Below are 24257 nucleotides of genomic sequence, written 5' to 3'. Positions count from 1 at the left end.
GCGCGGCCCGGGGCTGGTCGCCCCGCGCCAGTAGATCCCGGCGCCACCTCCGCATCAGGTATCACCCGGGTAATCCCCGATACCTCCGCGGTATGTTTTCCTTCCCCCGTCCCGCGCGCTACAACCTCCCGCAAAGAGGAGGCTTTCATGCACGCACTGACCCATGACGGGGTGACGCTCCACATTCTCGACGAAGGCCCGCGCGACGGGCGCGTGGTGATGTTCGGCAATTCGCTCGGCAGCGATCTGCGGCTCTGGGAGGCGCTGATCCCGCATCTGCCCGAGGGACTGCGGCTGATCCGCTTCGACAAGCGCGGGCATGGGCTGAGCGATTGCCCGCCCGGCCCCTACAGCATCGAGGACCTCTCGGGCGATGCCGCCGCGATCTGCGATGCGCTCGGGCTTCGGGATGTGACCTTTATCGGCCTCTCGATCGGCGGGCTGATCGGGCAGAGCCTCGCCGCGCGACGTCCTGATCTTCTGCGCGCGCTCGTCCTGATGGACACCGCCGCCAAGATCGGCACGCCCGAGATGTGGAACGAGCGGATCGCCAATGTGCGCCGCGACGGGATCGCGAGCATCTCCGACGCGATCCTCGCACGCTGGTTCGCGCCCGGTTTCGCCGAGGCCCACCCGGCGGAGTTCGCGCTCTGCCGCAACATGCTCGAACGTGGGCCCGACGAGGGCTATGCGGGCTGCTGCGCGGCGATTGCCGGGGCCGATCAGACCGAGGCGACACGGGCGCTGACACTGCCGGTGATGGCGATGACGGGTGCGGATGACGCCTCGACCCCGCCCGATCTGGTGCGCGCCACGGCAGAGCTGTGCGGCGCCGCGTTCCACGAGATCGCGAATGCGGGCCACCTGCCCTGTTACGAGCAGCCCGAGGCGGTCGCGGCGCTGCTGAAGGATTTCTTGCACAAGACCTGAGCCAAGCAGGGCGCGCGCCGGTCCGTGGGATGGCGCGCGCGACTTTTCCGCTTTAGCGATTGATGCCAGCCACGCCCCTCCATCATTGAGGCGGCGCGCCCGGCTGCAGATGCGCCAGCCCGTCGGAACGGACCGGCGCGCGCCCTGCGCCTTCGGCGCGTACCGGGCGCAGCTCTCTACACCGCCTCCAGCGCCACGGCGATGCCTTGACCCACGCCGATGCACATCGTGGCAAGTGCCCGTTGGCCCTTGCGGCGCACCAGTTCCAGCGCTGCCGTGCCGGTGATCCGCGCGCCCGACATGCCCAAGGGATGGCCAAGCGCGATCGCGCCGCCATTGGGGTTCACGCGGGCATCGTCATCCGCAATGCCGAGATCGCGTAGCGTGGCGAGACCTTGGCTCGCAAAGGCCTCGTTCAGCTCGATCACGTCGAAGGCGTCCTGCGTCAGCCCCAGCCGCGCCATCAGCTTCTTCGACGCAGGCGCGGGCCCGAAGCCCATGATCCGCGGCGGCACGCCAGCTGCGGCCCCGCCGGAGATCTTCACCAGCGGCGTCAGCCCGTGTTTGCGCACGGCATCCTCGGAGGCGATGATCAGCGCCGCCGCGCCATCATTCACGCCGGACGCATTGCCTGCCGTGACCGTGCCGTCAGGCCGCACGATGGGCCGCAGCTTGGTCAGCGCGTCCAGCGTGGTGCCGGGGCGCGGATGTTCGTCAGTGTCGACCACGACCGGCTCGCCCTTGCGCTGCGGGATCGTGACCGGGGTGATTTCCTCGGCCAGACGGCCCTCTTCCATCGCCTTCGCGGCACTTGCTTGCGAGCGCAGCGCGAAGGCGTCCTGATCTTCGCGGCTCACGCCGAAATCATCGGCCACGTTCTCCGCCGTCTCGGGCATCGAGTCGACGCCATGAGCGTCTTTCATCAGCTTGTTCACGAAGCGCCAGCCGATGGTCGTGTCATAGACCGCATTGGCGCGGCTATAGGCGGCCTCGGCCTTGGGCATCACGAAGGGCGCGCGCGACATGCTCTCGACGCCGCCCGCGATCATCAGATCGGCCTCGCCCGCCTTGATCGCGCGCGCGGCAGTGACGATGGCATCCATCCCAGAGCCGCAGAGCCGGTTGATCGTCGTCCCCGGCACATTCACCGGCAGACCCGCGAGCAGCGCCGACATGCGGGCCACGTTGCGGTTGTCTTCGCCCGCCTGATTGGCGCAGCCGAAGATCACATCCTCGACCGCTTCCCAATCGACGCCCGTGTTGCGCGCCATCAGGGCTTTCAGCGGGATCGCCCCCAGATCGTCGGCACGGACAGGCGCCAGCGCGCCGCCGAAACGGCCGATCGGGGTTCGGATATAGTCGCAGATATAAGCGTCACGCATCGGCCAACTCCTCGGGACAGATCAGATCACCCACCTCGCCCTCGACATGGAGGGTCGCACCGGTGACGGATTGCAGCTCCTCCATCGAGATCGCGGGGAGCTTTTCGCGTAGGACGAAGCGGCCATCCACGACGTCCACCACGGCGAGCGACGTATAGACGCGGGTCACGCAGCCCACACCGGTCAGCGGGAAGGTGCAGCTCTCGACCAGCTTCGGCTGGCCCTTCTTGGTGACGTGATCGGTGATGACAGCCACGCGCTTGGCGCCATGCACGAGGTCCATCGCCCCGCCCACAGCCGGCACGCCTTTCGGCCCGGTCGACCAGTTCGCCAGATCGCCGCTTTCGGCGACTTGGTAAGCGCCGAGTATCGCCACGTCGAGATGCCCGCCGCGCACCATCGCGAAGCTGTCGGCATGGTGGAAAAACGCGGTGCCGGGTTTCAGCGTGATCGCCTTTTTCCCGGCATTGATCAGGTCCCAGTCCTCCTGACCGGGCTCGGGCGCGCGGCCGAAGCCGAGCACGCCGTTTTCCGTGTGAAAGATCGCCTCGCGGCCCTCGGGCTGGAAGCGCGCGACCATCTCGGGAAAGCCGATCCCGAGGTTCACATAGGCGCCGTCCTCGATGTCCTGGGCGGCGCGCCAGGCGATCTGTGCATTGCTCAGTTTCTGGGTCATGGGTGATGGGCTCCGGCGCGGTTCAACTCTTCTTCCTGGGCGGGGTTGGCGACCTCGACGATCGCATCCACGAAGATGCCCGGGGTGACGATGACTTCCGGGTCGATCTCGCCCGGCTCAACTGCCTTGGTCACCTGAACGACGACCTTTTCTGCCGCCGTCGCCATCAGCGGCGAGAAGTTGCGCGCGGCCATCCGGTAGGTCAGGTTGCCAAGCGCGTCACCCTGCTCGGCCTTGATCAGCGCGTGATCGGCCTTGAGCCAGCGCTCCATCACGTAGTCGCGGCCATCGAATTGCTGCACCGGCTTGCCCTCGGCCAGATCGGTGCCAACGGAAGTCGGCGTGAAGAAGCCCGGAATGCCCGCGCCGCCTGCGCGGATACGTTCGGCCAGCGTGCCTTGGGGCACCAGTTCCAGCTCGATCTCACCCGCCAGATAGCGTTCGGTGAACACCGTCGGATCGGCCGAGCGCGGGAAGGAGCAGATCATCTTCTTGACCATACCCTGCTCGATCATCGCGGCGATACCGACATGGCCATTGCCCGCGTTGTTGTTAATCACAGTCAGCCCCTTGGGCGATCCGGTTTCGAGAAAGCGGTCGATCAGGGCGTGGATCAGTTCGATCGGGGCCCCCGAGCCGCCAAAGCCGCCGATCATAACCGTGGCGCCGTCTTGAATATCGGCCACGGCCTCGGTCAGCGAGGAAAGTCTCTTGTCCATTTGCGGTCCTCCTGAGGCCTCGGATTTAGACCTGCGTGGGACGGCTTTCCATGGATTTCGTGCGCATCTTGACATTTGTTCGCATCGCGCGAAAACCTGTTCGCATGTTGAACAAACCGACCGATTTCATCGCCTCTTTCGCGAAAGGCCTGCGCGTCATCGAATGTTTCGGGGCCGAGACGCCGCGGCTCTCGATTGCCGAGGTGGCGCAGGCCACCGGCTTCGACCGGGCCACCGCGCGGCGCTGCCTGCTGACGCTGAACGCGGAGGGCTACGCGGAATATGACGGCAAGTTCTTCACGCTGACGCCGAAGGTCTTGCGGCTCGGGATGGGGGCGCTGGCCTCGCTGCCGCTGCCGCAGATCGTGCAGCCGTGGCTCGATCAGCTGACGGATCGGATCGGGCAAAGCTGCTCGGTCTCGATCCTCGACGGCACCGAGATCGTCTATCTCGCGCGGGCCGCCCAGCGGCGGGTGATGTCGATCGGGCTGATGCCGGGGTCGCGGCTGCCCGCGCATTGCACCTCGATGGGACGCGTGTTGCTGGCCGCCCTGCCCCCGGAGGAGGCCCGCGCCGCCGTGGAGGCCTCGGACCTGACGCCGCGCACGGCCTATAGCCTCACCGATCCGGGCGAGATCCTCGCGCGCATAGATCAGGTGCGCCGCGACGGCTATGCGGTGATCGATCAGGAGGTGGAGATCGGGCTGCGCTCCATCGCGGTGCCGCTTTACGACATGCATGGGCGGGTCGTGGCCGCGCTCAATACCGGGATGGCGGCGAGCGCCGATCCGGCGGAGACGCTGATCGAGACCTATCTGCCGGAACTCACGCGGGTACAGACGGGGCTACGGCGGGTGCTGCGCTGAGCCTCACCCCGCCACGGTGATCTCGGTGTCCCATTGCGCGCAGAGCGCCATGAGCGCATCCGGCAAGGGCTTATCGATGAAAACCCGGTCGATATCGGAGAGCGAGGCGAGCCGCACCGGGGCGGAGCGTTCCAGCTTCGACGCGTCGGTCACCAGAAAGCTCTGCCGCGCCTGCCGCAGGATCCGGCGGCTCACGCGCACTTCGGCCAGATCGTAATCGAGCATGTCGCCGTCGGCATCGAGCGCGGAGGTCCCGATCACCGCGAAATCGGCTTTGAACTCGCCCATGAAATCCGCCGTCAGGTCGCCCACCAGCCCGCCATCCGAGCGGCGTAGGTTGCCGCCCGCGACGAGGATATCGCAGCTCTCGTTGGCCAGCAGGATATTGGCGACGTTGATGTTATTCGTGACCACGGTGATGTTGCGGTGATGCAGAAGCTCGCGCGCCACCGCCTCGGTCGTGGTGCCCAGCGTCAGCACGATGGAGCTGTTATCCGGGATCGCCTGCGCGCAGGCCCGCCCGATCGCCGCCTTTGCCGCCTCGTTCATCCGGCGGCGTTCTTCATAGGCGAAATTCACCACGCCGGTGCGGATCACCGCGCCGCCATGCACGCGCTCCAGATGGCCCGCTTCGGAGAGCTCCGTCAGGTCGCGCCGGATCGTCTGGACCGAGACATTGAAGCGTTCGGCCAAGGCTTCGACCACGACGCGGCCCTCGTCGCGCGCGATCTCGAGAATTTCGGACTGTCGGAAATTGAGCGCCATCCTGCCCCCCTTTTGGGCCTTGCTGACACAGGTTACCGACAAAGTCATGTCTTGGCAGTGTTTTTGTGTGAAATCACCGGGGACGCTGTGGCGCGGTCAGTTCAGGCTCAGCCTCTCGATCCGGGCACGGATCGCGCTGTCGGTATCGTCGCTGTCGCCCGACAGCGCCAGCCCCACAAGCTGCGTCGGCTGGCCTCCGAAAGCGCGCTGGTAGTCGCGCGCCAGATCGACGCTCTCGGAATGCGATCCGGTTCCCGCCGGGCGTAGCACCACCGTCTTGCCGCGCGCGCCGAGATAGGGCGAGGGCAGCAGCGCCCCGCGCCCATGCTTGCCGCCCCAGACATACATCAGAACGCGCGCTTCCTTCACCGCCAGAAGCTTGCGGATGCTGGCCCCTTCATTGGCGCGGGCGACGGCCTCGGGCATGAAGACGAAATAAAGTGACAGGTCTCGATCATCCCCGCCCTTGCGGTCGAGCGGCGTCGGCGGAACGCTCTGGCTGACCGACCACTGCCACGCGGCCTTGCGCGTGCCCCAATCGGACTGCGGCAACGCCCGCCAGATCAGCGACACCGAGCCGTCCGAGCGCATCGCGACGCCATTAGCCGATTGCTGCCAATCATTCGAGGAGAACAGCGAAAACCTCTGCTCGGTCCAGCCGCCGAAAATCGAGGCCGGGGCGAGGCTCGGCATCAGCGCAGCGCAAAGGCTTGATACGAGAAAGGCGATCGACAGACGGCGCATGGCACTCTCCTCTTGCTTGGGTGACAGGGCTACGCAAAGGACCGCCGCGCCGGATCACTCGGCTCGGGTCGCGCGCTCAGACCCACGACCGTCACTGAAGGCTGTCGAGGCGCAGCACCGCTTTCAGATCCTCCATCGTGGCGCGGACGATGTCGGCATTCTCGCTCAGCCCATCGCAAATCCCGAGTGCCGCCTGATCCTCGCAAAATCGCGGCAGGAGGCGGGCGCTGGAGGCGCAGACACTGGCGACATTCCCGAGCGTGTGCAGCGCCGCGCGGAGTTTCGCGATTTCGTCCTCGGTGAAATCGGCCCGGCTGCCGCCGACCGTGTTGGCACTCACATTCATGGCGACCCCCGTTTTGCCCAGTCCCGCGGGGTCAGAATTATCACGGAAACTTACATGTCAGATACGTCAAATCGTTATTGGACCGTCAGATATGATCGAAGTTCTGTGCGTAGGGTCACGCAATTGCGTTTTGCAAAGCCTCTCTGAGCGAGTCGGAGGAGAAGGGTTTCTGGACGACCGTGCAGGGCGGGTAGATTGCCAGCAGGTCAGGCGCAGACCCGTAGCCCGTGGCCAGCACGAAGGGCACGCCCATCTTGTGCAATCGTTCGGCAACCGGCACGGATTGCTCGTCCCCGAGATTGACGTCGAGCACTGCGAAATCGGGTCGCGCGCCCTCCAGCCATGTCAGCGCGCCTTCCACCGAGGAGGTGATCTTGACGTCGCGCGCGCCCAGATCCTCCAGCACGCCGGCGGCATCCATCGCGATGATGAGCGTGTCTTCCAGCACCAGCCCCTGCCCCGACAGGCGGAAGGCGCCGCCGGTCTGCGCGGCGGGTGCGGCCGCAACGTCTCCCTCCGTGCCAGGCTGATCGATCAGCTCCGCGATCGTGGTCGGCGGGATGCGGAATTGCGCCTCCACCCCGGTCATCTTGTAGGAAATCTCGGCATCGCCGCGCAGCTCGTGCGGGATCGAGTTCTCGATGATGATCGACCCGAAGCCGCGCCGTTTCGGCGGGGTGACGGGCGGACCGCCGCGCTCTTTCCAGTCGATCAGCAGCCCCCCGCTGTGATCGGTGGAGAGCGCGATCTCGACGCGCCCGCCGCTGTCGCACAGCCCGCCATATTTGATCGAATTCGTCGCCATCTCGTGCAGCACGAGCGCGAGCGTCGTATAGGCCTGTGGCGAGATCAGCGCATCGGGCCCGGTGATGATGACGCGCTCGGCCTTGCGATCGGCATAGGCCGCGAATTCACACGAAATCAGCCCATGCAGCGAGGCAGGCTCCCAATGCTCGGCGGTAAGCTGGTCATGCGCCCGCGCCAGCGCCTGAATGCGCCCGTCGAGATTGTCGGTGAACTCTTCGAGCGAGCGCGCCGAGCTGCGCGACTGCGCCAGCAGCCCGCGCATCAGGTTGAGGATATTGCGCACCCGGTGGTTCAGCTCCGAGATCAGCAGTTCCTGATGCTCCTGCGCGCGCTTGCGCTCGGCCGAGGTCGCGTCGGTGATCTTGAGGAAGATCTCCAGCAGCACCGTGCGCAGAAGCTCCGCTGCGTGGCATTGCTGGTTCGTCCAGGGGGCCGAGCGCCCGGTGACCGTCTCGCGCCAGACCTCGAAGCTCTTGCGTGGGGTGAGCCGCACGCCGTTCGGGCCAAGCTGCGCGGGTTTCGTGGGATCGCCCGCCCATTCGACCGTGTCCGCGATCTGGCGGCGGAACAGCACGAGATAGTCGCGCGGCCGTTTCGAGATCGGAATGGCGAGCAGCCCTGCGGCCCGTTCGGGAAAATCGCGGGCCGGTTCGTGGGCGCGCCCCAGCTGATCGGTCGCGAAGGTCGAAGACCCGATCGACCGGTCCAGCATGCGCGCGATCCCCGCGAATTCCTCCTTGGTCGGCGTCGTCCCGGTCGCGCTGAATTCCTCGTTCTCATAAAGGACGAGCCCGTCATGCGGGATCACCAGACGGATTTCGTCGGAGACGGCCATCAGGCTTTCCGACAGCGCCTTGCCATCGGCCATATGCCCCATCAGCGTGCGCTGCAGGCTGGCCGTATCGGATTGCGCCTTCTTGCGCTCGTCATCCTCGAACTTGCTGAGTTCATAGGAAAACATATGGGCATACATTTCGATCGCGGTGCGCAGCTCGTAGTCGATGTAGCGCGGTTGACTATGGTGGCATGCGAACAGCCCCCACAGCTCGCCGTCGCGCATGATCGAGACCGACATCGACGCGCCGACGCCCATGTTGCGCAGGTATTCGATATGGATCGGCGAGACCGCCCGCGTCACCGCCAGAGACATATCGAGCGGCTGCCCGTTCAGATCGACGCCCGGCAGCACCGGCGCACCGGGATCGTCCACATCCGCGATCAGCCGCAGAAGCGCGCGTTTATACAGCGCCCGCGCCTGCACCGGGATATCGCTGGCAGGGAAGCGCAACCCGTCATAGAGGCGCTGCTGGTCCTTTCGGGTCTCGGCGATGACCTTGCCCGACTGATCGGGCTGGAACTGGTAGATCATCACGCTGTCGAAGCCCGAGAGCGCCTGCAGCCCCATCGCCGCATCACGCGCAAGCCGCTCCAGCCCCCGGTCGCGGCGCAGGCGCGCGATCTGCGGATACACATCGGTCATCACATCGCGCCCGCGCGTTTCCAGCTTCGGCTCGAATTCGACGACCAGATACGGCCCCGAGGCATGGAGCGAGACGTCGAAACTCTTCCCATTTGCTTTCAGCACCACACCGAACAGCCGCACCGCCGTCTCGCCGCCCTCTGCCGTGCGCAGGCTCGCGCGGATCCGGTCGAACCCGTCCGAGACGATCAGATCGGCCAGCGGGCGGCCAAGCGCCTCCTCATAGGACATGCCGAGGATCTCCTCGAGATTGGTCGAGGCATGCTGCACGATCCAGTCGCTCGAGAGCGCCAGAAGCGCGCCGTAGCTCTGGACCCGGCCCAGTTGGTGGATCGGCTCGCGGTCGCAATCGGTCAAATCGACGGGGCGCTGGCTCGGTGCTGGGCTGGTATCGGACGTCACGTCGGCTCCTTGGGCGTCAAATCGGTGGCTGTCGCGATCCTGCCGGGCCGCGGATGGTCAATGGAATTGGAGGCAAGCGCCGGTGCGAGAGCGTCGGACTTTGTGCCCGCACCCTGCGCCTGCACGGCCTGCGCGAAAAGATAAAAACCCCGCGTCGCATCGGCGACGACACGGGCTGCGCGCGGGTCTGCGGGGCTCAGCGCATCGAGCGTCGCGCAATGCCGTTTCCACAGCGCCCCGGCGGCGGGGGCCTGAAAATAAAGCGGTTTGGCCTCGGTCGGGGTCTCGGCGAAGAGTTTGCGGTCGATCACCTGCGTCCCGAGCCGCGAGCCCAGCACGAGATAGTCGACCGCCAGCGGGTCAAGCAGGCCCTGCCTGGAAATCATGTCCGGCACCGGGCGCACAGGACGGCCCAGCCGCGCCAGATCCCGGTCGAGCCGGTCGAGCAAATCGCTCAGCAATCCCGCGCAGAGCGCGCCGGGAGCCGCATGGCGCGCCAAGACGCCAAGCCCTTCGGCCTGCGCTGCGAGAAACCAACCCAGCTTCTGCTCCGGGGCCGCGAAGAACCTGGAGAATTGCGCCTCCCCCGCCTCATGCGCGGCGGCGGTCTCGTGTCTCAGGATTTGTCGGAAGGACACCGCATGCGAAGGCGCGGGCCTGTGAATCTTGGTCATTACAAACCCGTCTGCGGCGTGTCGTAGAAACTGGAATATCTTTAACGCCGGACCTCGGCAAAGGTTTCTTTATGGGAACCAGAATAGCAGATTCCGGTTCGCGCGCGCGGGAATTCGCAGTGCGCAGGGCCACGCGGTCCGCTCTCCGATGCGCCCTCTCCGCCCTTCTGGCCGCCCCCCGCAGGCAATGCTTTCGACCATTAACCTCAAATTAACCTCGCTTGCGCGACGGTTAACGCGAGGTCAACCAAGCGCGCGCCCCGTCGCCTCCCGACCTCGCGAACCGAGTGAAGGAGTGGGATTGTGATCATCAGCGGCGCATCGCTCGACATTCTGATGCTGACCCCGTGGTTTCCGAACCGTCCCGACGGCTGGCCGAGCCGCTTCGTCGCCGACAGCGCGCGGGCGCTCGCGCGGCAGGGTCTCCGCGTCCGGGTCGGCGTGTTGCGTGGGCGGACGCCTGCGGGCACGGCGCGGCTCGCATCGCCCGAGCATCGCGGCGAGATCGAGGCGGCGCGCTTCCCCGAGATCGAGGAGATCCGGCTCGCGCGCTACCCGACCTTGCCGGGCGGGCTCATGCGCAAGCTGACCAATCGTACGCTCGACCGGGCGCTCACGGCGCTGGCGGACGAGATGATCGCCGCGCGCCGTCCCGATGTGATCCTGGTACAGACAGAGACCCTCGCACCAGCCGCGCAGTCGCTGGCCGCGCGGCTGGGACTGCCTGTGGTCGGCGTGCTGCACGGCGAGAACAGCAATTGGCGGTATCTTTGGACCAATGGGCAGGCCGAGCGGTTTCGGGACGCCTTGGGCGGGCTCGACCGGCTTGTGGTGGTGGGCGAACCGCTGCGCCGCTTCGCGACCGATCTGTCCGGGCGTGGGGATCATATCGAGGTGGTCTGGAACGGGGTCGATCCCGCGCCCGACCGTCCGCCCCCGCAGCTACCGGACGAGGCTCCCCTGCGGCTGGTGAGCGTCGCCAATCTGCATCCCGCAAAGGGGGTGAACCTGCTGATCGCGGCGCTCGGACGGTTTGCGCGCGAGGGGGACGCACGATGGCATCTGACGATCATCGGCGACGGGCCCGAGCGTGCCAATCTCGCTGCCCAGATCGCGCGGCAGAGGCTTGCGGATCGGGTCACCCTCGCCGGTCGGAAACCACATGAAGATGTGCTCGCAAGCCTCAGACAAAGCGACATTTTCGTATTGCCGTCGTGGCGGGAGGCGTTCGGGATCGTTTATCTCGAGGCGATGGCCGCTGGCGCGCTCTGCATCGGCGTCGAGGGCCAAGGCCCGGCGCAATTCCTGCGCCACGGCGAGACCGGTTTTCTGGTCGCGCCGCGCTCGGTCGGGGCGCTGGTCGAGACGCTGCGCCCCCTGGTGACCGGACCGCGTGCCGAGTGGCGCCAGATCGCGCGCGCCGGCACCCGGTTCGCCCGCGATCATACCAGCTGGGACGCCCATGCGCGCGCACTGTCCGAAGTGCTGCACACCGCATGCGCCCGCGTCGCCCCTTACCCGCAGGAGGCCCGCCTTGTTGGTTGAACCTGCCCGCCCCGAAGCCCGTCCCGGCCCCGCACTCGCGGTGCTGATCGAGCCCGCGCCCTACATGGTCGCGATGACCGCCGCGCTGGCAGCGCGCTGGCCTGCGGGCCTGACCGTTCGCTATGTCTCGGCGGCGGCCACGCAGAGCTGGGCGAACATAGCGCCCGAAACCGTCCTGCCCGCGAAGCGTCTTTCTGCCCTCGTCACGCTCTGGCGCGAGATCCGCAGCACGCGACCCGACGTCATTTTCGTCGCCGGTTGGGCACAAATCCCCGTGCTGGCCGCGATCGTCCTAGGCAAACTCTCTGGCGCGCGGATCATCGCGCTGAGCGACACATGGATCAGCCCCGCCCGCGGGGTGCGCGCGGTGCTCAAGCGTCGAATCCTCGCGATGATCGACGGGTTCTGCCCGGCAGGCCAGCGCGCTGCCGACTATCTTCGCGACCAAGGCGTGCCGCCCGAGAAGATCTTACCCGGACGGATGAGTTCGGACACCGCCGCCATCGCGCGCCACGTTCGCACCCTCGGCCCTGACGGGCGGCAGAAGATGCGCGCGCGGCTCGGGATCGCAGCCGATGCGCCGGTTCTGATGTTCCTCGGAAGGCTCGCCTCAGAGAAAGGGCTGGACCTGCTGCTGGACGCTTTCGCGCAGCTCAACGCCGTTCAGGCGCGTTTGATCGTGGCGGGCGACGGGCCGCTTGGCGAGACACTGGCGAAGGCGGCCGCACGCGATCCCCGTATCCTGTGGCGCGGGCGGCTCGAAGGGGCGGCGCTGCGCGATCACCTCGCCGCCGCGGATTGCCTTGTCCTGCCGAGCCGCGCCGAACCGTTCGGGCTGGTGATCGGCGAGGCGCTCGCTGCGGGCTGCGGTGTCGTGGCAAGCGGGGCCTGCGGCGCGGTGCCCGACCTGCTGGGCGGGCGCGAGGCCGGGCTGATCGTGCCGCCGGGCGACGCCGGCGCATTGCACGCCGCGCTGGCCCGCGTCTGCGCCGATCCCTATCTGCGCGCCCGGATGCGGGCCGATGCGCCTGCGGCCATCGCAGGCTGGTCGAGCGCGGATTGGGCAAGCCAGCTCTGCACGCTGGCCGAGCGGGTGACGCACGACGCCCCGAAAACCGTGCGCGAGGCCAGCTCCGCGCCCGCGCCCAACCGCAAGGCGGAACGCGCATGAGGCTCGCGATCCGCAAACGCGGCCTGTTGCTGGGCCTCGGCATCGCCGCAACCGCCGCGCCGAGCGTCATCTATGTCAACATGATCTTCGGACCCGGCGCGCGTTGGGCGGTGATGGGGGGGCTGGTCCTCGCGCTTCTGCTCAATGGGCGGTTGTGGCGCAAGATACCGGGCGACGGGATGTATTTCCGGCTGGCGCTGCTGGGCTTGGCGGCGCTGTCTGCGCTGTGGTCGAGCGTTCCGCATCTGAGCGGGCCGAAAGCCGCGACCTACGCGTTGACCGCGCTGGCCTTCGCCTCGGCGGGCGCTGCCTGGGCACAGCACACGCGGCGGCGCGATCTCTTTGCGATCCTCTGGCCGCTGCTGGCGCTGGTGCTGTTCGCCGGCATCGGGGGGCTGCGTTCGGGCTTCGGCACGGTCGAGATGAACGCGGATATCTCGCTCTATCGGGGGCTGAGCGCCAATTCCAACTTCCTCGCCCTGATGATCGTGACCGTCGCGCCACTGCCGCTGTGGCGGCTCGCCCAGCGCCGGATCGGGCGACAGAGACGGCTGTTCTGGCGGGCCGTGGCACTGATCCTGACGGTGCTGGTGCTGATGAGCCTGTCGCGGGCGAGCCTGCTGTCGCTCACGGCACTCATCGCGGCTTTTCTTCTGGGACGCGGCTTCAAGCGGCTGGCGATTGCGGCGGCAACGCTCGGGGCAGTGCTGTCGCTTCTGTGGCTCTATTTCCCGGACCGGGCGGAGACGCTGACACAGCGCTATCTCTTCAAGGCCTCCGCACAGACCGAGACCCTGATCGCCTCGCGCGCCGAGACATGGGCCGCCACGCTCGAGGGTGCGCGCGCGGGCGGAATGTTCGGGCTGGGCTTCGGCGTCTCCGACGGGTTCGACGACTACGCGCTGTCGGCGAGTGCGTCGCACTATGGGCGCGAGAAGACCAATTCGGCGCTGGCGCTGATCGAAGAGGTCGGGCTTGCGGGGGCGGCGCTCTTCACCGGAATGCTGCTCCTGATCACGCGCGGCGCGGTTCTCGCGGCCCGGCATGCGCGCCGCCGCAGCGACCGGGTGCTGATGGCGCTATTGCTGGGCTATCTCGCGGCACTCTTCACCCATGCGCAGTTCGAGGCATGGCTGCTCTCGCCCGGAGGCGCCGCCACCCCCGCCTTCTGGACTGCGCTGGGGATGACGACCGCGCTGGCCAAACGCATTCGCACCCGGCTCAAGCCCGCGCGGCTCAGCCCGAGCGTGGCAGGCGCGATCGAAGCCGTCCGGGTACGCTTCCCCCAAGCTGCGGTGCGCTCCAATGCCTGATGCCATGCCCTTCTCCGTCCCGCCGCAACCGGGCCCCTCCTCCCGGCAAGGTCCCTTCCGGCCGATCGCCACGCAGGACCTGTCTCGCTTCCCCCGCCCGGTGATCGCGGGCAATCGCGGCTTTGGCTGGCGTGTGGCGTGGTATCTGGTCAATGCGCTCTTCTTCCAATCGGCGCTTCTCGCCCTGATCCCCTCGCGGGCGAAAGCGGCGATCCTGCGCGGGTTCGGGGCGAAAGTGGGCCCCGGCCTCGTCTGCAAGCCACGCGTCACGATCAAATACCCGTGGCTACTGGAGATCGGCGCGCATGTCTGGTTGGGCGAGCGCGTGTGGATCGACAACCCCGGCCCGGTGCGGATCGGCGCACATGTCTGCATCAGCCAAGGGGTGCGCATCGTCACCGGCAGCCATGACTGGGCGCGCGGCGATTTCCGCTTCTTCGCGCGGCCCATCGAGATCGGCGACAGCGCATGGGTCACGGCGCATCGCGTCCTGCGCCCCGGCGCCATCGTGCCGCCGCGTGTCGTCGTTTTGGGCGATGTCAGCGCCGGAGACGGGCGCGGCCCGCGCGCGGCATCGGATGGCGTATCGTCGGAAGGAGCTGTCCGATGAGCGTCTCCGTATTGTCCCCCCGGTCTTTGCCCTCCTCCTCACCACAAACACCTCCGTCGCGTGCGATGCGCAATGGGGCTATCGCATGGGGACAGATCGCAGGCGGGCTGGTCGCGCGGTTTCTGAGCACCCGCTTTGCGCTCACCGCTTTGGGGATCGAAGCGATGGGCGCCTATCTCGCAGCTCTTGCCCTGGCTCTGATCGCGAGCATTGTGACCGGCGCCCTGCAAAGCACGACGCTGCGGGCGCTCTCCCTTGCGCCGCTGGCTCAGCGCCCGCGTCTCTTCAACGCGCTGATCGGGCTGCATCTGCGCATCGCGCTCGGCGTGGCGGGAATCGGTGCGCTTCTTGGTCCGCACGCGCTGTCGGGGCTGTTCGATCTGCCCCCCGCGCTGGCGGATCAGGCCCAGGTCGCCTTCTTCTGCGTTCTGGCGGCGAGCGTCGCCGCGATCGCGCTTGCGCCCTATGAGGCCGCATTGCAGGCACACGAGCGCTTCGGGCTGTTCGCAGCGCTCGATCTGGCGCGGGCGGTGGCGCTGATCCCGGTGGCCTATCTTCTGATCGGGCAGACTACGCCGCCACTTGCCGCTTTCGCCGCGCTTTCCGCCGGGCTGAGCCTGAGCGCCACGCTTGCCGGGGCGTGGCGGGCGCGCCAATCCCTGCCCGAGACGCAGCTGCATCTGCGCTGGATCCTGAACATCCGCCCTGCGCGCGGTCAGGCCGCGCTCCTGTCGTGGTCGGTTCTCGGCGGGTTGGCGGCGAGTGCGCGGGCGCAGGGCATGGTTCTTCTGATGGCGGCGCTGGGCGGTCCCGTCGCGAGTGCGGCCTATGGGCTGGGCAACCAACTCCCCGCCGCTTTACGCCAATTCGCCGAAGCCACGCGTCAGGTTCTGGCCCCGCGCATCTATGCCAATCATGCCGCAAGAGGCTCTGACGGCAGCATTACCGGCGCGCTGGTCGCCAGCCGGATCGCTGCGCTGATCGCGTTCGGGGCGGCGATCCCGATGGCGGTGAACGCCCCGGCGCTGCTGACGCTCTGGCTGGGGCGCAGCAGCCCCGAGATGGTGCTGGTGGTGCGGCTGATGCTGGCGGCACTCGCGCTCGATCAGCTGAGCGCGGGCTTGGGCCTGGCCTTTCTCGCGCGCGGTCGCATCGCGTGGATGCAGGGCTGGGGCGCGGCGCTGGCGGTGATGAGCCTGCCCGCCGCCTTCATCGCCGGTCGGACGAGTGGCGAAATCGGCGCAGCCCTCTGGGTCGCCCTCGCCGTCACTGCGGCGATCGCCGCGCTACGGATTATGCTTCTGACTCGCCTCTCCCCCGGCACCGCCACACGCTGGGCGCACGAGACCCTGATCCCGGTGCTGGCGAGCGCGCTGCCCGTGGCGCTTGGCGCGGCGCTGGTGCAGGGACTGTTGCCCGAAGGTGCGGCGCGGCTGGCGCTAAGCCTCGGGCTCTGCGCGGCACTCTGGCTCGGGGCAAGCTGGCGGCTGGGGCTGAGCGCGCCGGAACGCGCGCGGCTGACCGCCCTGCTGCGACGCCGCCCGGCGGAGGGTCTGACATGAGCGTGCCACCAAAAAAACCGCGCGCCGTGCTCGCCCATGCGATCTGGGGGCGCGGCGGAGCGGAGGCCGCGGCCGCCTGGGCCCTCGTGGCGCTGCGCGAGCGGTTCGATCTGACCCTCGTCACGCGTGGCGGCTTCGATTGCGACGCGCTCAACGCGCTGGCGGGCACCGATCTCTCTCCCGGCGACCTACGGGTGCTCACCCTTCCCGCGCGAAGCCGCATCGGCACGCTTGAGGCCGCGCGGTTCAACCGGGCGCTGACAGCGCTCGGGCGGGACTACGATCTACGGGTCTCGCTGTCTGGCACCCGCCGCTGGAATGCGCCCGCGCTGCATCTGCTCTCTGCCCGCGACTGGCATCCCGCGCTGGCAGGGCAAACGGGCGCGCGCGCGCAGCTCCTGCGCCGCGTGATCGACGGCCCCGCCCTGCGCCCGCGCCCCGATGACACCGTGATCGCCAATTCGCATTGGCTGGCGGCGGCGAGTGCCCCGCTTTGCCCCGGCCGGGTCCGCGTGATCGCCCCGCCGGTGGCGCTGGCCGCCGTCCCCGGCCCAATCCGCGACTGGGCGGCGCGGCGGGAGGATGTGCTCGTCTTCGGGCGGATCGCACCGGAAAAACGGATCGAGCGGGCCATCGCCATCGTCGCGCGCGCTCGTGCCCAAGGGTTTCGCGGCAGGCTCGTGATCGCCGGGCCCGACGGGCCGCCCGATTACACGGCCCGGATCCGCGCGCTGATCGCAGGGCAAAATTGGATCGAACGGCTGCCCCCTCAGAGCGGTGCCGCGAAAGCCGCGCTTTTGGGATCGCTGCGCTACGGGCTGAATTGCTGCGAGGTGGAGGCCTTCGGCATCGCCACCGCCGAGATGGCCGCGAGCGGGATGATCCCTCTGGTGCCGCGCGGAACCGGGCAGGACGAGATCGTCTCCGCCCCGGACTGCCGCTTCTCGGACGAGGCAGAGGCTGCGCGCCGCCTGCTGGCCCTGTCGCGCGACCCGGACCTGCAATCCCGGCTCAGCGCCGCCGTGCAGGCCGACGTCGCGCGCTTCGCCCCTGCCCGGTTCACCGCCGCCCTCGCGACCGCGGCTGCGGACCATCTCTCTGCCGACCCGACGCCCCAACCGGAGTTCTCCCATGACTTCTCCCCCGCCTGAGATCACCGTTCTGCATGTCGTGCCGGACCTGCGCCGCAGTGCCGGTGGAATCGCCGCCAATGCGCCCGCTCTGGCGGAGGCGCTTGCGGCGCAGGGCATCGCGAGCCGCTTTCTGACCCGTGCCTTCGACCCGGACGCGGAGATCGCCGAGCGCTGCCTGCGCGTCGCGCCCACGCAAGGTCCGAACGTCGCGCAGCTCGCGCGGGCGATGGCCGGGATGCGCGCGCAAGTGCGGGCCGGCGCGCGGTTCGTGGTGCATAGCCATGGACTGTGGGACCCGCTGAACCATGCGGGGCTGCGCCTCGCGTCCGATCTGGGGCTGGGCCGGATCGTCAGCCCGCACGGGATGCTGCTGCCATGGGCGCGGGCGCATAAGCGGCGCAAGAAAGACCTCGCGTGGCACCTGTATCAGCGCCGCGATCTGGCGCGGGTCGAGCTGTTGCACGTCACTTCACAGGCCGAGGCGGAGGCGGTCGCAAGCCACTGCCGCGGCGCACAGATCGCGCAGATTCCGCTGGGGATCGCCTTGCCACCGGAGGGTACACCGACCCGGACGCGCAGCCCGAATGGGCGCAAACGCCTCCTGTTTCTCGGGCGGCTGCACCGGGTGAAGAACCTCGACACGCTGATCCGCGCCTTCGCCGCCTGCGCGCCGCGCGATTGGGAGCTGCGGATCGCAGGCCCCGACGAGGACGGCCTGACCCCGGCGCTTAGCGCGCGCACCGCCGAGCGGGGTGCAGCAGAACGCATCACCCTCGCAGGGCCGGTCTGGGGTGCTGCGAAACAGGCGGAAATCGCTGCGGCAGATGCGCTGATCCTGCCGAGCCATACAGAGAATTTCGGCACTGTGGTGGCCGAAGCGCTGGCCGCCGCACGTCCCGTGATCGCCACGACCGGAAGCCCATGGGCGGAACTGGCCGAGGCGGGCTGCGGCTGGTGGGTCGCGCCTGATCTGGCGGGCTTGGGCGGCGCGATTGCGGCGCTTGGCGCCACCACCGCGGCCGAGCGCGCAGCGATGGGCGCGCGCGGGCGGGCGCTTGTGGCCCGGGCCTATCTCTGGCCGCAGGTCGGGGCGCAGATGGCGGCGCTTTATAGGCAGGCCGCGGCCCTGCATGCGGAGGCTGCACGAAACACCCGCGCAGCAGCGCCGCAAGACCCCAAGCGTATCGCCAGCCTCATCGGGAGGGCGGGCGAATGAGCCTAATGCTGCGCCACCGGATCGACCGGCTGATGAGCTATCACCTCGCCGAACGGCTACCCCAGCAGGGCCTTGCGCTGGCACGGGGCAACGGGCTCAACGCCTATTGGTTTCGCGAGACGCTGAATTTCGGCGATCTGCTGACGCCCGCGATCCTGCGCCATCACGGTTTCACCCCGGTCCATGCCTATCCCGACCGCGCCCAGTTGACCGCGACCGGATCGGTGCTCGAACATCTCAGCGAGACCTATCGCGGCACGATCCTCGGCTCCGGGTTCATCGATGCGCGCAGCAGACGGCGCTTCACCGGGGCGCGGATCGTGGGGCTGCGCGGCGCGCTGAGCCGGGACCGGGTCGAAGGGCTGGGCCATAGCGTGACCCTCGGCGATCCCGGACTTTACGCGACGCGGCTTCTCGTTGGAGGGACCGAGAAACGGCCCGCCCTGCCCGCGCCGACCCATGCCTTCGGGTTTGTGGCCCATCACGCCCATCTCGACGCGCCGGAATTCGCAGCGTTGAAAGCGCGGCACGGGGCGGCGATCCGGGTGATCTCGCCCGCCGCGCCGCCGGCGCAGGTGATCGCGCAGATCGCCACATGCGAACGCATCGCCTCGGCCTCGCTGCACGGGCTGATCGCGGCGGATGCGCTTGGCCTGCCCGCAATCTGGCTGGCTGCGCCGGGGCTGATCGGCGGGCGGTTCAAATTCGACGATTACGCCAGCGCGGTGGCCCGGCACGTCTGGACCCCCGTCGCGCTTACAGGCTCGGAAAGCCTCGCCGATCTGTGCGCCCTCGCGAGCTGCGCCCCGCAAGATGCTATCGACGGCGCGATCGCCGGACTGGCCCGCGCCTTTACCCAATTCGCCGAGGAGGTCGCCTTCGCATGACCGCGCTTTCGCCAAGGATGGACCGCACGCCCCGCCTCTGTACGCCCAGCGCCGGGCCCGACCGCTGCGCCGATCTGAGCGTGGTGATCCCGCTGCATGACAAGGCGCCCTTCATCGCGCGCACGCTCGCCTCGATCGAGGCGCAAAGGCCTGCGCCCGCCGAAGTGGTGGTGATCGACGACGGCTCCAGCGACGAGGGCGCCGCACTCGTGGAGCGGATCGCCGCGCGTTCGCCGCTTACCATTCGGTTGATCCGGCAGGACAATCGCGGTGTGAGTGCCGCGCGCAATGCAGGGATGCGGGCGGCTCGGCGCGACTGGATCGCCTTTCTCGATGCCGATGACACCTATCTGCCCGGTGCTCTGGACGCGTTCGAGCGCGCGAGGCGGGCGATCCCGGGGGCGGAGGTGATTTTTGGCGAGGTGTGCCATGCGGGGCTAGATAGTCTGTCCGCGCCTGAGCTTGCCGAGGCCCCGGTGCTTTTCCTGAGCGATTACTTCGCGCATCTGGTTCGGGGCGGGCCAGAGGTTACCGCCTCCTCGGTGATGATCCGCCGCGGCGCGCTTATCCGCGCGGGCGGATTTCCCGAAGGCGTCACGGTCGGCGAGGACAGCGACACGTGGTTTCGGCTGGGCTGCGAGGCGCGGTTTGCCTATCTCCCCGCCGCCGTCGCCCGCTACCACATCGAAGACGGCGCGAGCGGCTGGCGCGCGCATCAAGGCGAGGTGCCGCATTGGCATCAGACCTTCGCGGACTGGATCGCGCGCGGACGTATCGCTTTGCCGCGACGGCGGAGCGCGGCGCGGTTTCACGCCTATTCCTGCCTGCATGCGGTGATCTGGCAGGCGAATGCGGGCCATCGGGACTTGGCACTCGCGCGGCTGGCGCAGGTGGATTGGCAGGTCGCGCCGAAAGCGCTCTGGACGAAGGCGCTGGTGATCACGCTTGCGCCTTGGCTGCTGACCGCGTGGTTGCGACTGAAACCTCGGAGGGCTGCGCGATGAACGGGGGGGAGCTGGAGCTGTCCCGTGCGATCCTCGCGCAAGTCGACGCCCTTGCCGGAGATTTGCAGGTGCTGGCGGAGGCGCCGGGCCCTGCGGCCCTGCAGCAGGCGCGCACGGGCTGCGCCTTGCTCGCGCATCACCTCGCGCAGGGAGAGGCCGCGCAGGGCTTCACGGCTTTGGCGGGATGGCTGAAGCTGACATATGGTGCCGCGCGGCTGTCCGAGACAGCGGCGGGCTGCGACACGACGCTCGCCGCACGCTGGCATGACAGGCTCAGCCCGGTGCTGTCCGAAGCAGCCAGCACCACGCTCATGCAAGGCTTGGCACACCTGACCGAGACGCTGGCCCGACCGCCCGGTCATGCGCTGCGGGTGCTGTTCATCGGGGATTGCCTGATCTGGGACATCGCGACCCAGCTCCAGATCGCGGCGGCGGCGGAGGGCATCGCGATCACGCCGCATCTCTGCGCCCAGCGCGACGGGGCAGAATTGCGCCGCGCGCTGGAGCGGGCTGGCCCGGTCGATCTGCTCTTCTACGCACCCTTCGGTTTCGGCTTCGCGCAAAGCTATACGCGCGCCCTTGCGCCCAGTGCCCTCCTGCGCCCGATGGCGCGCGACCTGCCCGGCTTGCGCGCCGCATTGGATGAGGTGGAGATGACGCTATCCCACCTCCTCGCTGGGACCGATGCCCCGATTTACCTGCACGACGTCTCGGGCACGCGGCAGGCTTCGGGTTGGCGCGGTGCGGTGACGGATCGCATCGGCGCGCGGAGGCGGGCCCGCGTGGCGGCGTGGCTGAACGCAAGGCTCGACGCGCTGGCGCAGCGGGCGGCGCGCCCGGTTCTGCGCATCCCGGAGGCTGCAGAGGCGCATCGTCTGGGAGCGGCGGCGGGGCGCGTTCTCTTCGAGGCGGGCGATCTGCACCCGACGGCGCTTGCGGCCTCTCTTGCATCCGGCCCCTATCTGCGCGCCTGCCGTGCGGCGCATCAGCTGTCGCGGCGCAAGCTGGTGGTGAGCGATCTCGACAACACGCTCTGGGCCGGTGAGATCGGCGAGGGTCCGATCACCCATCACCACGACCGTCAGGCCCTGCTGATGCGTTTGAAAGCGCGCGGGGTACTGCTTGCGGTGGCCTCGAAGAACGATCCGGCGAATGTCAGTTGGCGGGGTGCCGCACTGCGGGCCTCCGATTTCGTCGCGTGCGAGATCGACTGGGCGCCGAAGGCGGGCAATATCGCGAAGATCGCGGCGCGGCTGAACCTCGCGCCCGAGAGCTTCGTCTTTCTCGACGATCGCGCCGATGAGCGTGCGCTGGCCGAAGCCGGGTGTCCGGGGCTGCTGGCGCTTGACCCGAACGCGCCGGAGACGTGGCAACTGTTGGACGACTGGGCCGTTCAGCGCGCCGCGTTTGCGGGTTCCGACCGCACCACGCTCTATCAGGCGCGGGCGGCGCGGCAGGCCTATGTCGCCACGCCTTCCGAAGACCCCGGTGCCGCCTATCGCCAGCTTGGACTGCGGGTCGCGATCCGCACCGCCAAACGGCGCGATCTGCCCCGGGTGGGTGAGTTGATCGCGCGCACCAATCAGTTCAACACGACGCAGGTTCCGATCTCGGCCAAGGAGCTATCCCATCCTTCCCGCCGCGTTCTGATCGCCGAAGCGCGTGACAGGTTCGGGTCGATGGGGATCGTGAGCGCGCTCGTGATCGCGGATGGAGCCGAGGCGAGTGAAATCACCCAGTTCGTTCTCAGTTGCCGGGCCTTCGACTACGGGATCGAGACGGCGCTGTTGCAGACCGCGCTGGCGGCACGCCCGGGACGCCGTCCCTTGCACGGACGGATCAACGAGAGCCCCCTCAATGCGCCCTGCCGCGACGTCTATGCCGCGAACGGCTTCAAGCTGCAGGACGGGATCTGGACGGCGGAGGAGCCACGGCCCGATCTGATCCCCGATTGGCTGACCCTCGACATCGCGCCCGACCTGCGCGCGATCCCCGCACAGGCCTCGGCATGAGCGCGGGTCTGCCCTATCGGCGCGACATTCAGGTGCTGCGCGCGCTCGCCGTGGGGATGGTGGTGCTCTATCACGCGGACCTTCCCCTCGCGGGCGGCTATCTCGGGGTCGACATCTTCTTTGTGATCTCGGGCTACCTGATCACCGGGATGATCGCGCGCGCGCTGGCGGAGGGGCGGTTTTCCTTGCGCACATTCTACCTGTCGCGCGCCAAACGCCTGCTGCCTGCGGCCTTTGCCGTCTATCTCGCAACCGCTGTGGCCGCGCTCTGGCTGCTGTCGCAAGCCGAGATGGCGCGGTTCCTCGACACGCTCGGGGCGGCGTTGAGCTTCATCTCGAATATCGCGCTATGGCGGAGCGTGAATTACTTCACCGCAGGCGCGCAGCTGAACCCGCTTCTGCATAGCTGGTCGCTGTCGCTGGAGGAGCAGTTCTACCTCGTCACGCCCCTCGCCATGCTGATTACGCCGCGCAGGCATTGGCCGAAGCTGCTGATCGGCGCACTGACGGTCAGCCTCGCCGCCTGCCTCGTCTTGGCCCCGCGCAGCCCGGTTGCGAGCTTTTTCCTGTTGCCGACGCGGGCGTGGGAGCTGATGGCCGGGGCAGTGGTGATGCTGTTCGAGCCGCAGATCGCAAAGCGTGCCGGACACTGGCTGCGCCTGCTCAGCCCCGTGGCGCTGGCCGTATTGCTGGCGGTCTGCACTGTCGCGCCGGGTGCGGGCTGGGGCTCGGTACATCCGGGGCTGGACGCGGTGATCGTGGTCGGGGCCACGGCGCTTGTGATCGCGGCGCGGCCCGCCTGGATGAATGGCGGCCATTGGGTGATGCGACCGCTGCTGTGGCTCGGCGGGATTTCCTATGCGCTCTACCTCGTGCATTGGCCGCTTTTCGCGCTGACGCGCAACGCGTGGCTGGATGCGCCTTTGCCGCTCTGGCTGCGGCTGAGTCTGATCGTGCTCTCGCTGGGGCTCGCTCATCTCCTGCATTTCGGGATCGAACGGCCGCTGCATCGCGCGCCGCTGCCCTCTTGGCCGCGCGCGGCGGGGCTGGCGCTTGGCGGGACGGCGGCGCTGTGGCTGATAGCCCTCGCCCTGCCCGGCTTGCGCACGCCTCCGCGCGACTACCTCGCCCTCGGGGCCGCGAATACCGGGATCGCGCCGGGCTGCGACTTCACCGGGGCGTTCGAGTCGGAGGCGCTGTGCACGACAGGCCCGCACCCGACCACGTTCCTATGGGGCGACAGCTACGCGATGCAGCTGGCCGCGACCCTGCCGCCCGAGATCGGCCCCATCGCGCAGGCCACGAAATCCGCCTGCGCGCCGGTGCTCGGACTGTCCCAGATACAGCCGGAGGTCGGTCAGGATGCCATCTGGGGCGAAGGCTGCATCCGCTCGAACGCCGCAATCATCGCCTATCTGCAAGCCCATCCCGAGATCACCCGCGTCGTCATCTCCAGCCCCGTCGCACAGATCCTCGGCTCTGAACCGCAGGGCCTCGCGATGGAGCGCGGTCGGATCATCCCCGTGGCGATGAGTTTCCCCCGAGGCCGCGCCGCCTTGCACGCGGCTGTGCAGGCCATCGCCCGCCCCGACCGTCAGATCGTCGTGGTCAGCCCGCCCCCGTCCGTCGGCACGAATTTTTTCGCTTGTCGCGAACGGGCGGAGAGCGGGCTTCTCAGCTTTGGCCCCCGCGCGCGTTGCGAGATGCGGCAGACGGAGGCACGGGCCTATCGCGCGCAGGCCTTCGCGGCGCTCGACGGGCTGGAGGCGATTGCGGGGGTCAGGGTTCTGGACCTGATCGGCATTCTCTGCCCGGATGATACCTGCCCGTTAGAGGAAGCCGGCACGCCGCTTTACCGCGATGCGGGCCATCTGAGCATCCAAGGCGCGCGGGCCTTGGGCGCACGCGACGCGTTGGGATTTCGCACGCTGTTCGGTCTGGACGAAAAACTCACGCGGCTGGAGAAATGAAAAACCCGGCCACACAGGGCCGGGTTCGTTCAGATCGCGATGG

General features: G+C 68.3%; 21 protein-coding genes. 13 read left to right on the top strand and 8 right to left on the bottom strand.

All coding sequences use genetic code 11. From position 1 onward, the window contains the following. Positions 1-147: 147 nt before the first annotated feature. The gene (gene pcaD / locus BMI88_RS06215; protein ID WP_078546897.1) at positions 148-930 is read left to right on the top strand and encodes a 3-oxoadipate enol-lactonase; all 783 of its coding nucleotides are present in this window, start codon (positions 148-150) and stop codon (positions 928-930) included. 176 nt (positions 931-1106) lie between these two features. On the opposite strand, the gene pcaF is transcribed toward pcaD, so the two are convergent. From pcaF to BMI88_RS06200, 3 genes are read right to left on the bottom strand one after another with little or no spacing between them, the layout of a single operon-like run. After that, positions 1107-2312, bottom strand: coding sequence for a 3-oxoadipyl-CoA thiolase (gene pcaF, locus BMI88_RS06210; RefSeq protein WP_078546895.1), 1206 nt, complete (start codon positions 2310-2312; stop codon positions 1107-1109). Beyond that, positions 2305-2988 (bottom strand): CoA transferase subunit B, encoded by a 684-nt coding sequence (locus BMI88_RS06205; protein ID WP_078546893.1) that lies wholly within the window; start codon positions 2986-2988, stop codon positions 2305-2307. The genes pcaF and BMI88_RS06205 overlap by 8 nt, the downstream gene beginning before the upstream one ends. Then, the gene (locus BMI88_RS06200; protein ID WP_078546891.1) at positions 2985-3707 is read right to left on the bottom strand and encodes a 3-oxoacid CoA-transferase subunit A; all 723 of its coding nucleotides are present in this window, start codon (positions 3705-3707) and stop codon (positions 2985-2987) included. The genes BMI88_RS06205 and BMI88_RS06200 overlap by 4 nt, the downstream gene beginning before the upstream one ends. 104 nt (positions 3708-3811) lie before the next feature. Here BMI88_RS06200 and BMI88_RS06195 point away from each other — a divergent pair, with 104 nt between their 5' ends. Further along, a complete protein-coding gene (locus tag BMI88_RS06195; protein ID WP_078546889.1) occupies positions 3812-4573 on the top strand; it encodes an IclR family transcriptional regulator in 762 nt (253 codons plus the stop codon). 3 nt (positions 4574-4576) lie between these two features. Here BMI88_RS06195 and BMI88_RS06190 read toward each other — a convergent pair whose 3' ends face one another. The 5 genes from BMI88_RS06190 to BMI88_RS06170 form a co-directional block, all read right to left on the bottom strand. After that, positions 4577-5338: a DeoR/GlpR family DNA-binding transcription regulator gene (locus tag BMI88_RS06190; protein WP_078539379.1), complete on the bottom strand. Its 762-nt coding sequence runs from the start codon at positions 5336-5338 to the stop codon at positions 4577-4579. Positions 5339-5434: 96 nt separating this feature from the next. Further along, positions 5435-6082 carry a DUF3047 domain-containing protein gene (locus BMI88_RS06185; RefSeq protein WP_078546887.1) on the bottom strand — a complete coding sequence of 216 codons (648 nt, stop codon included), beginning with the start codon at positions 6080-6082 and terminating at the stop codon, positions 5435-5437. A 91-nt stretch (positions 6083-6173) separates the two neighbouring features. Next, positions 6174-6428, bottom strand: a complete 255-nt coding sequence (locus tag BMI88_RS06180) for a hypothetical protein (RefSeq protein WP_078519256.1) — start codon at positions 6426-6428, stop codon at positions 6174-6176. A 115-nt stretch (positions 6429-6543) separates the two neighbouring features. Continuing rightward, entirely contained in the window at positions 6544-9117 is a 2574-nt protein-coding gene (locus BMI88_RS06175) for an HWE histidine kinase domain-containing protein (protein ID WP_078546885.1), read from the bottom strand. Further along, positions 9114-9791 carry a hypothetical protein gene (locus BMI88_RS06170; protein WP_078546883.1) on the bottom strand — a complete coding sequence of 226 codons (678 nt, stop codon included), beginning with the start codon at positions 9789-9791 and terminating at the stop codon, positions 9114-9116. Before BMI88_RS06170 ends, BMI88_RS06175 begins: the two co-directional genes overlap by 4 nt. A 303-nt stretch (positions 9792-10094) precedes the next feature. On the opposite strand from BMI88_RS06170, the gene BMI88_RS06165 reads away from it, so the two are divergent. From BMI88_RS06165 to BMI88_RS06120, 11 genes are all read left to right on the top strand, one after another. Beyond that, complete coding sequence (locus BMI88_RS06165; RefSeq protein WP_078546881.1) at positions 10095-11336, top strand: glycosyltransferase; 1242 nt, start codon at positions 10095-10097, stop codon at positions 11334-11336. Then, entirely contained in the window at positions 11326-12507 is a 1182-nt protein-coding gene (locus tag BMI88_RS06160; protein WP_168173951.1) for a glycosyltransferase, read from the top strand. Before BMI88_RS06165 ends, BMI88_RS06160 begins: the two co-directional genes overlap by 11 nt. Continuing rightward, positions 12504-13820 (top strand): O-antigen ligase family protein, encoded by a 1317-nt coding sequence (locus tag BMI88_RS06155; RefSeq protein WP_078546877.1) that lies wholly within the window; start codon positions 12504-12506, stop codon positions 13818-13820. The genes BMI88_RS06160 and BMI88_RS06155 overlap by 4 nt, the downstream gene beginning before the upstream one ends. Beyond that, positions 13813-14430, top strand: coding sequence for a colanic acid biosynthesis acetyltransferase WcaF (locus BMI88_RS06150; RefSeq protein WP_146673484.1), 618 nt, complete (start codon positions 13813-13815; stop codon positions 14428-14430). The genes BMI88_RS06155 and BMI88_RS06150 overlap by 8 nt, the downstream gene beginning before the upstream one ends. Before the next feature lie 65 nt (positions 14431-14495). Next, positions 14496-15992, top strand: coding sequence for a hypothetical protein (locus tag BMI88_RS06145; protein ID WP_078546873.1), 1497 nt, complete (start codon positions 14496-14498; stop codon positions 15990-15992). Continuing rightward, positions 15989-17143: a glycosyltransferase gene (locus BMI88_RS06140; protein WP_078546871.1), complete on the top strand. Its 1155-nt coding sequence runs from the start codon at positions 15989-15991 to the stop codon at positions 17141-17143. The genes BMI88_RS06145 and BMI88_RS06140 overlap by 4 nt, the downstream gene beginning before the upstream one ends. After that, on the top strand, positions 17124-18341 hold the full coding sequence (locus tag BMI88_RS06135; protein ID WP_078546869.1) for a glycosyltransferase: 1218 nt from the start codon (positions 17124-17126) through the stop codon (positions 18339-18341). Before BMI88_RS06140 ends, BMI88_RS06135 begins: the two co-directional genes overlap by 20 nt. Beyond that, positions 18338-19228, top strand: a complete 891-nt coding sequence (locus BMI88_RS19480; RefSeq protein WP_146673483.1) for a polysaccharide pyruvyl transferase family protein — start codon at positions 18338-18340, stop codon at positions 19226-19228. The genes BMI88_RS06135 and BMI88_RS19480 overlap by 4 nt, the downstream gene beginning before the upstream one ends. Continuing rightward, complete coding sequence (locus BMI88_RS06130; protein ID WP_168173950.1) at positions 19225-20232, top strand: glycosyltransferase family A protein; 1008 nt, start codon at positions 19225-19227, stop codon at positions 20230-20232. Before BMI88_RS19480 ends, BMI88_RS06130 begins: the two co-directional genes overlap by 4 nt. Next, positions 20229-22244, top strand: coding sequence for an HAD-IIIC family phosphatase (locus BMI88_RS06125; protein WP_078546865.1), 2016 nt, complete (start codon positions 20229-20231; stop codon positions 22242-22244). Before BMI88_RS06130 ends, BMI88_RS06125 begins: the two co-directional genes overlap by 4 nt. Further along, a complete protein-coding gene (locus BMI88_RS06120; protein ID WP_078546863.1) occupies positions 22241-24214 on the top strand; it encodes an acyltransferase family protein in 1974 nt (657 codons plus the stop codon). The genes BMI88_RS06125 and BMI88_RS06120 overlap by 4 nt, the downstream gene beginning before the upstream one ends. Positions 24215-24257 lie beyond the last annotated feature (43 nt).

This window comes from Thioclava sp. F36-6, assembly GCF_002020305.1.
GTDB classification, from domain to species: domain Bacteria; phylum Pseudomonadota; class Alphaproteobacteria; order Rhodobacterales; family Rhodobacteraceae; genus Thioclava; species Thioclava sediminum.
The sequence above is the reverse complement of the archived record's forward strand: the minus strand, read 5'-3'. Positions and strand labels throughout refer to the sequence as shown.

Coding starts and splice junctions, on each gene's coding strand:
- pcaD (WP_078546897.1), top strand. CDS start 148: ATGCACGCACTGACCCATGACGGGGTGACGCTCCACATTCTCGACGAA.
- pcaF (WP_078546895.1), bottom strand. CDS start 2,312: ATGCGTGACGCTTATATCTGCGACTATATCCGAACCCCGATCGGCCGT.
- BMI88_RS06205 (WP_078546893.1), bottom strand. CDS start 2,988: ATGACCCAGAAACTGAGCAATGCACAGATCGCCTGGCGCGCCGCCCAG.
- BMI88_RS06200 (WP_078546891.1), bottom strand. CDS start 3,707: ATGGACAAGAGACTTTCCTCGCTGACCGAGGCCGTGGCCGATATTCAA.
- BMI88_RS06195 (WP_078546889.1), top strand. CDS start 3,812: ATGTTGAACAAACCGACCGATTTCATCGCCTCTTTCGCGAAAGGCCTG.
- BMI88_RS06190 (WP_078539379.1), bottom strand. CDS start 5,338: ATGGCGCTCAATTTCCGACAGTCCGAAATTCTCGAGATCGCGCGCGAC.
- BMI88_RS06185 (WP_078546887.1), bottom strand. CDS start 6,082: ATGCGCCGTCTGTCGATCGCCTTTCTCGTATCAAGCCTTTGCGCTGCG.
- BMI88_RS06180 (WP_078519256.1), bottom strand. CDS start 6,428: ATGAATGTGAGTGCCAACACGGTCGGCGGCAGCCGGGCCGATTTCACC.
- BMI88_RS06170 (WP_078546883.1), bottom strand. CDS start 9,791: ATGACCAAGATTCACAGGCCCGCGCCTTCGCATGCGGTGTCCTTCCGA.
- BMI88_RS06155 (WP_078546877.1), top strand. CDS start 12,504: ATGAGGCTCGCGATCCGCAAACGCGGCCTGTTGCTGGGCCTCGGCATC.
- BMI88_RS06150 (WP_146673484.1), top strand. CDS start 13,813: ATGCCTGATGCCATGCCCTTCTCCGTCCCGCCGCAACCGGGCCCCTCC.
- BMI88_RS06145 (WP_078546873.1), top strand. CDS start 14,496: ATGCGCAATGGGGCTATCGCATGGGGACAGATCGCAGGCGGGCTGGTC.
- BMI88_RS06140 (WP_078546871.1), top strand. CDS start 15,989: ATGAGCGTGCCACCAAAAAAACCGCGCGCCGTGCTCGCCCATGCGATC.
- BMI88_RS06135 (WP_078546869.1), top strand. CDS start 17,124: ATGACTTCTCCCCCGCCTGAGATCACCGTTCTGCATGTCGTGCCGGAC.
- BMI88_RS19480 (WP_146673483.1), top strand. CDS start 18,338: ATGAGCCTAATGCTGCGCCACCGGATCGACCGGCTGATGAGCTATCAC.
- BMI88_RS06130 (WP_168173950.1), top strand. CDS start 19,225: ATGACCGCGCTTTCGCCAAGGATGGACCGCACGCCCCGCCTCTGTACG.
- BMI88_RS06125 (WP_078546865.1), top strand. CDS start 20,229: ATGAACGGGGGGGAGCTGGAGCTGTCCCGTGCGATCCTCGCGCAAGTC.
- BMI88_RS06120 (WP_078546863.1), top strand. CDS start 22,241: ATGAGCGCGGGTCTGCCCTATCGGCGCGACATTCAGGTGCTGCGCGCG.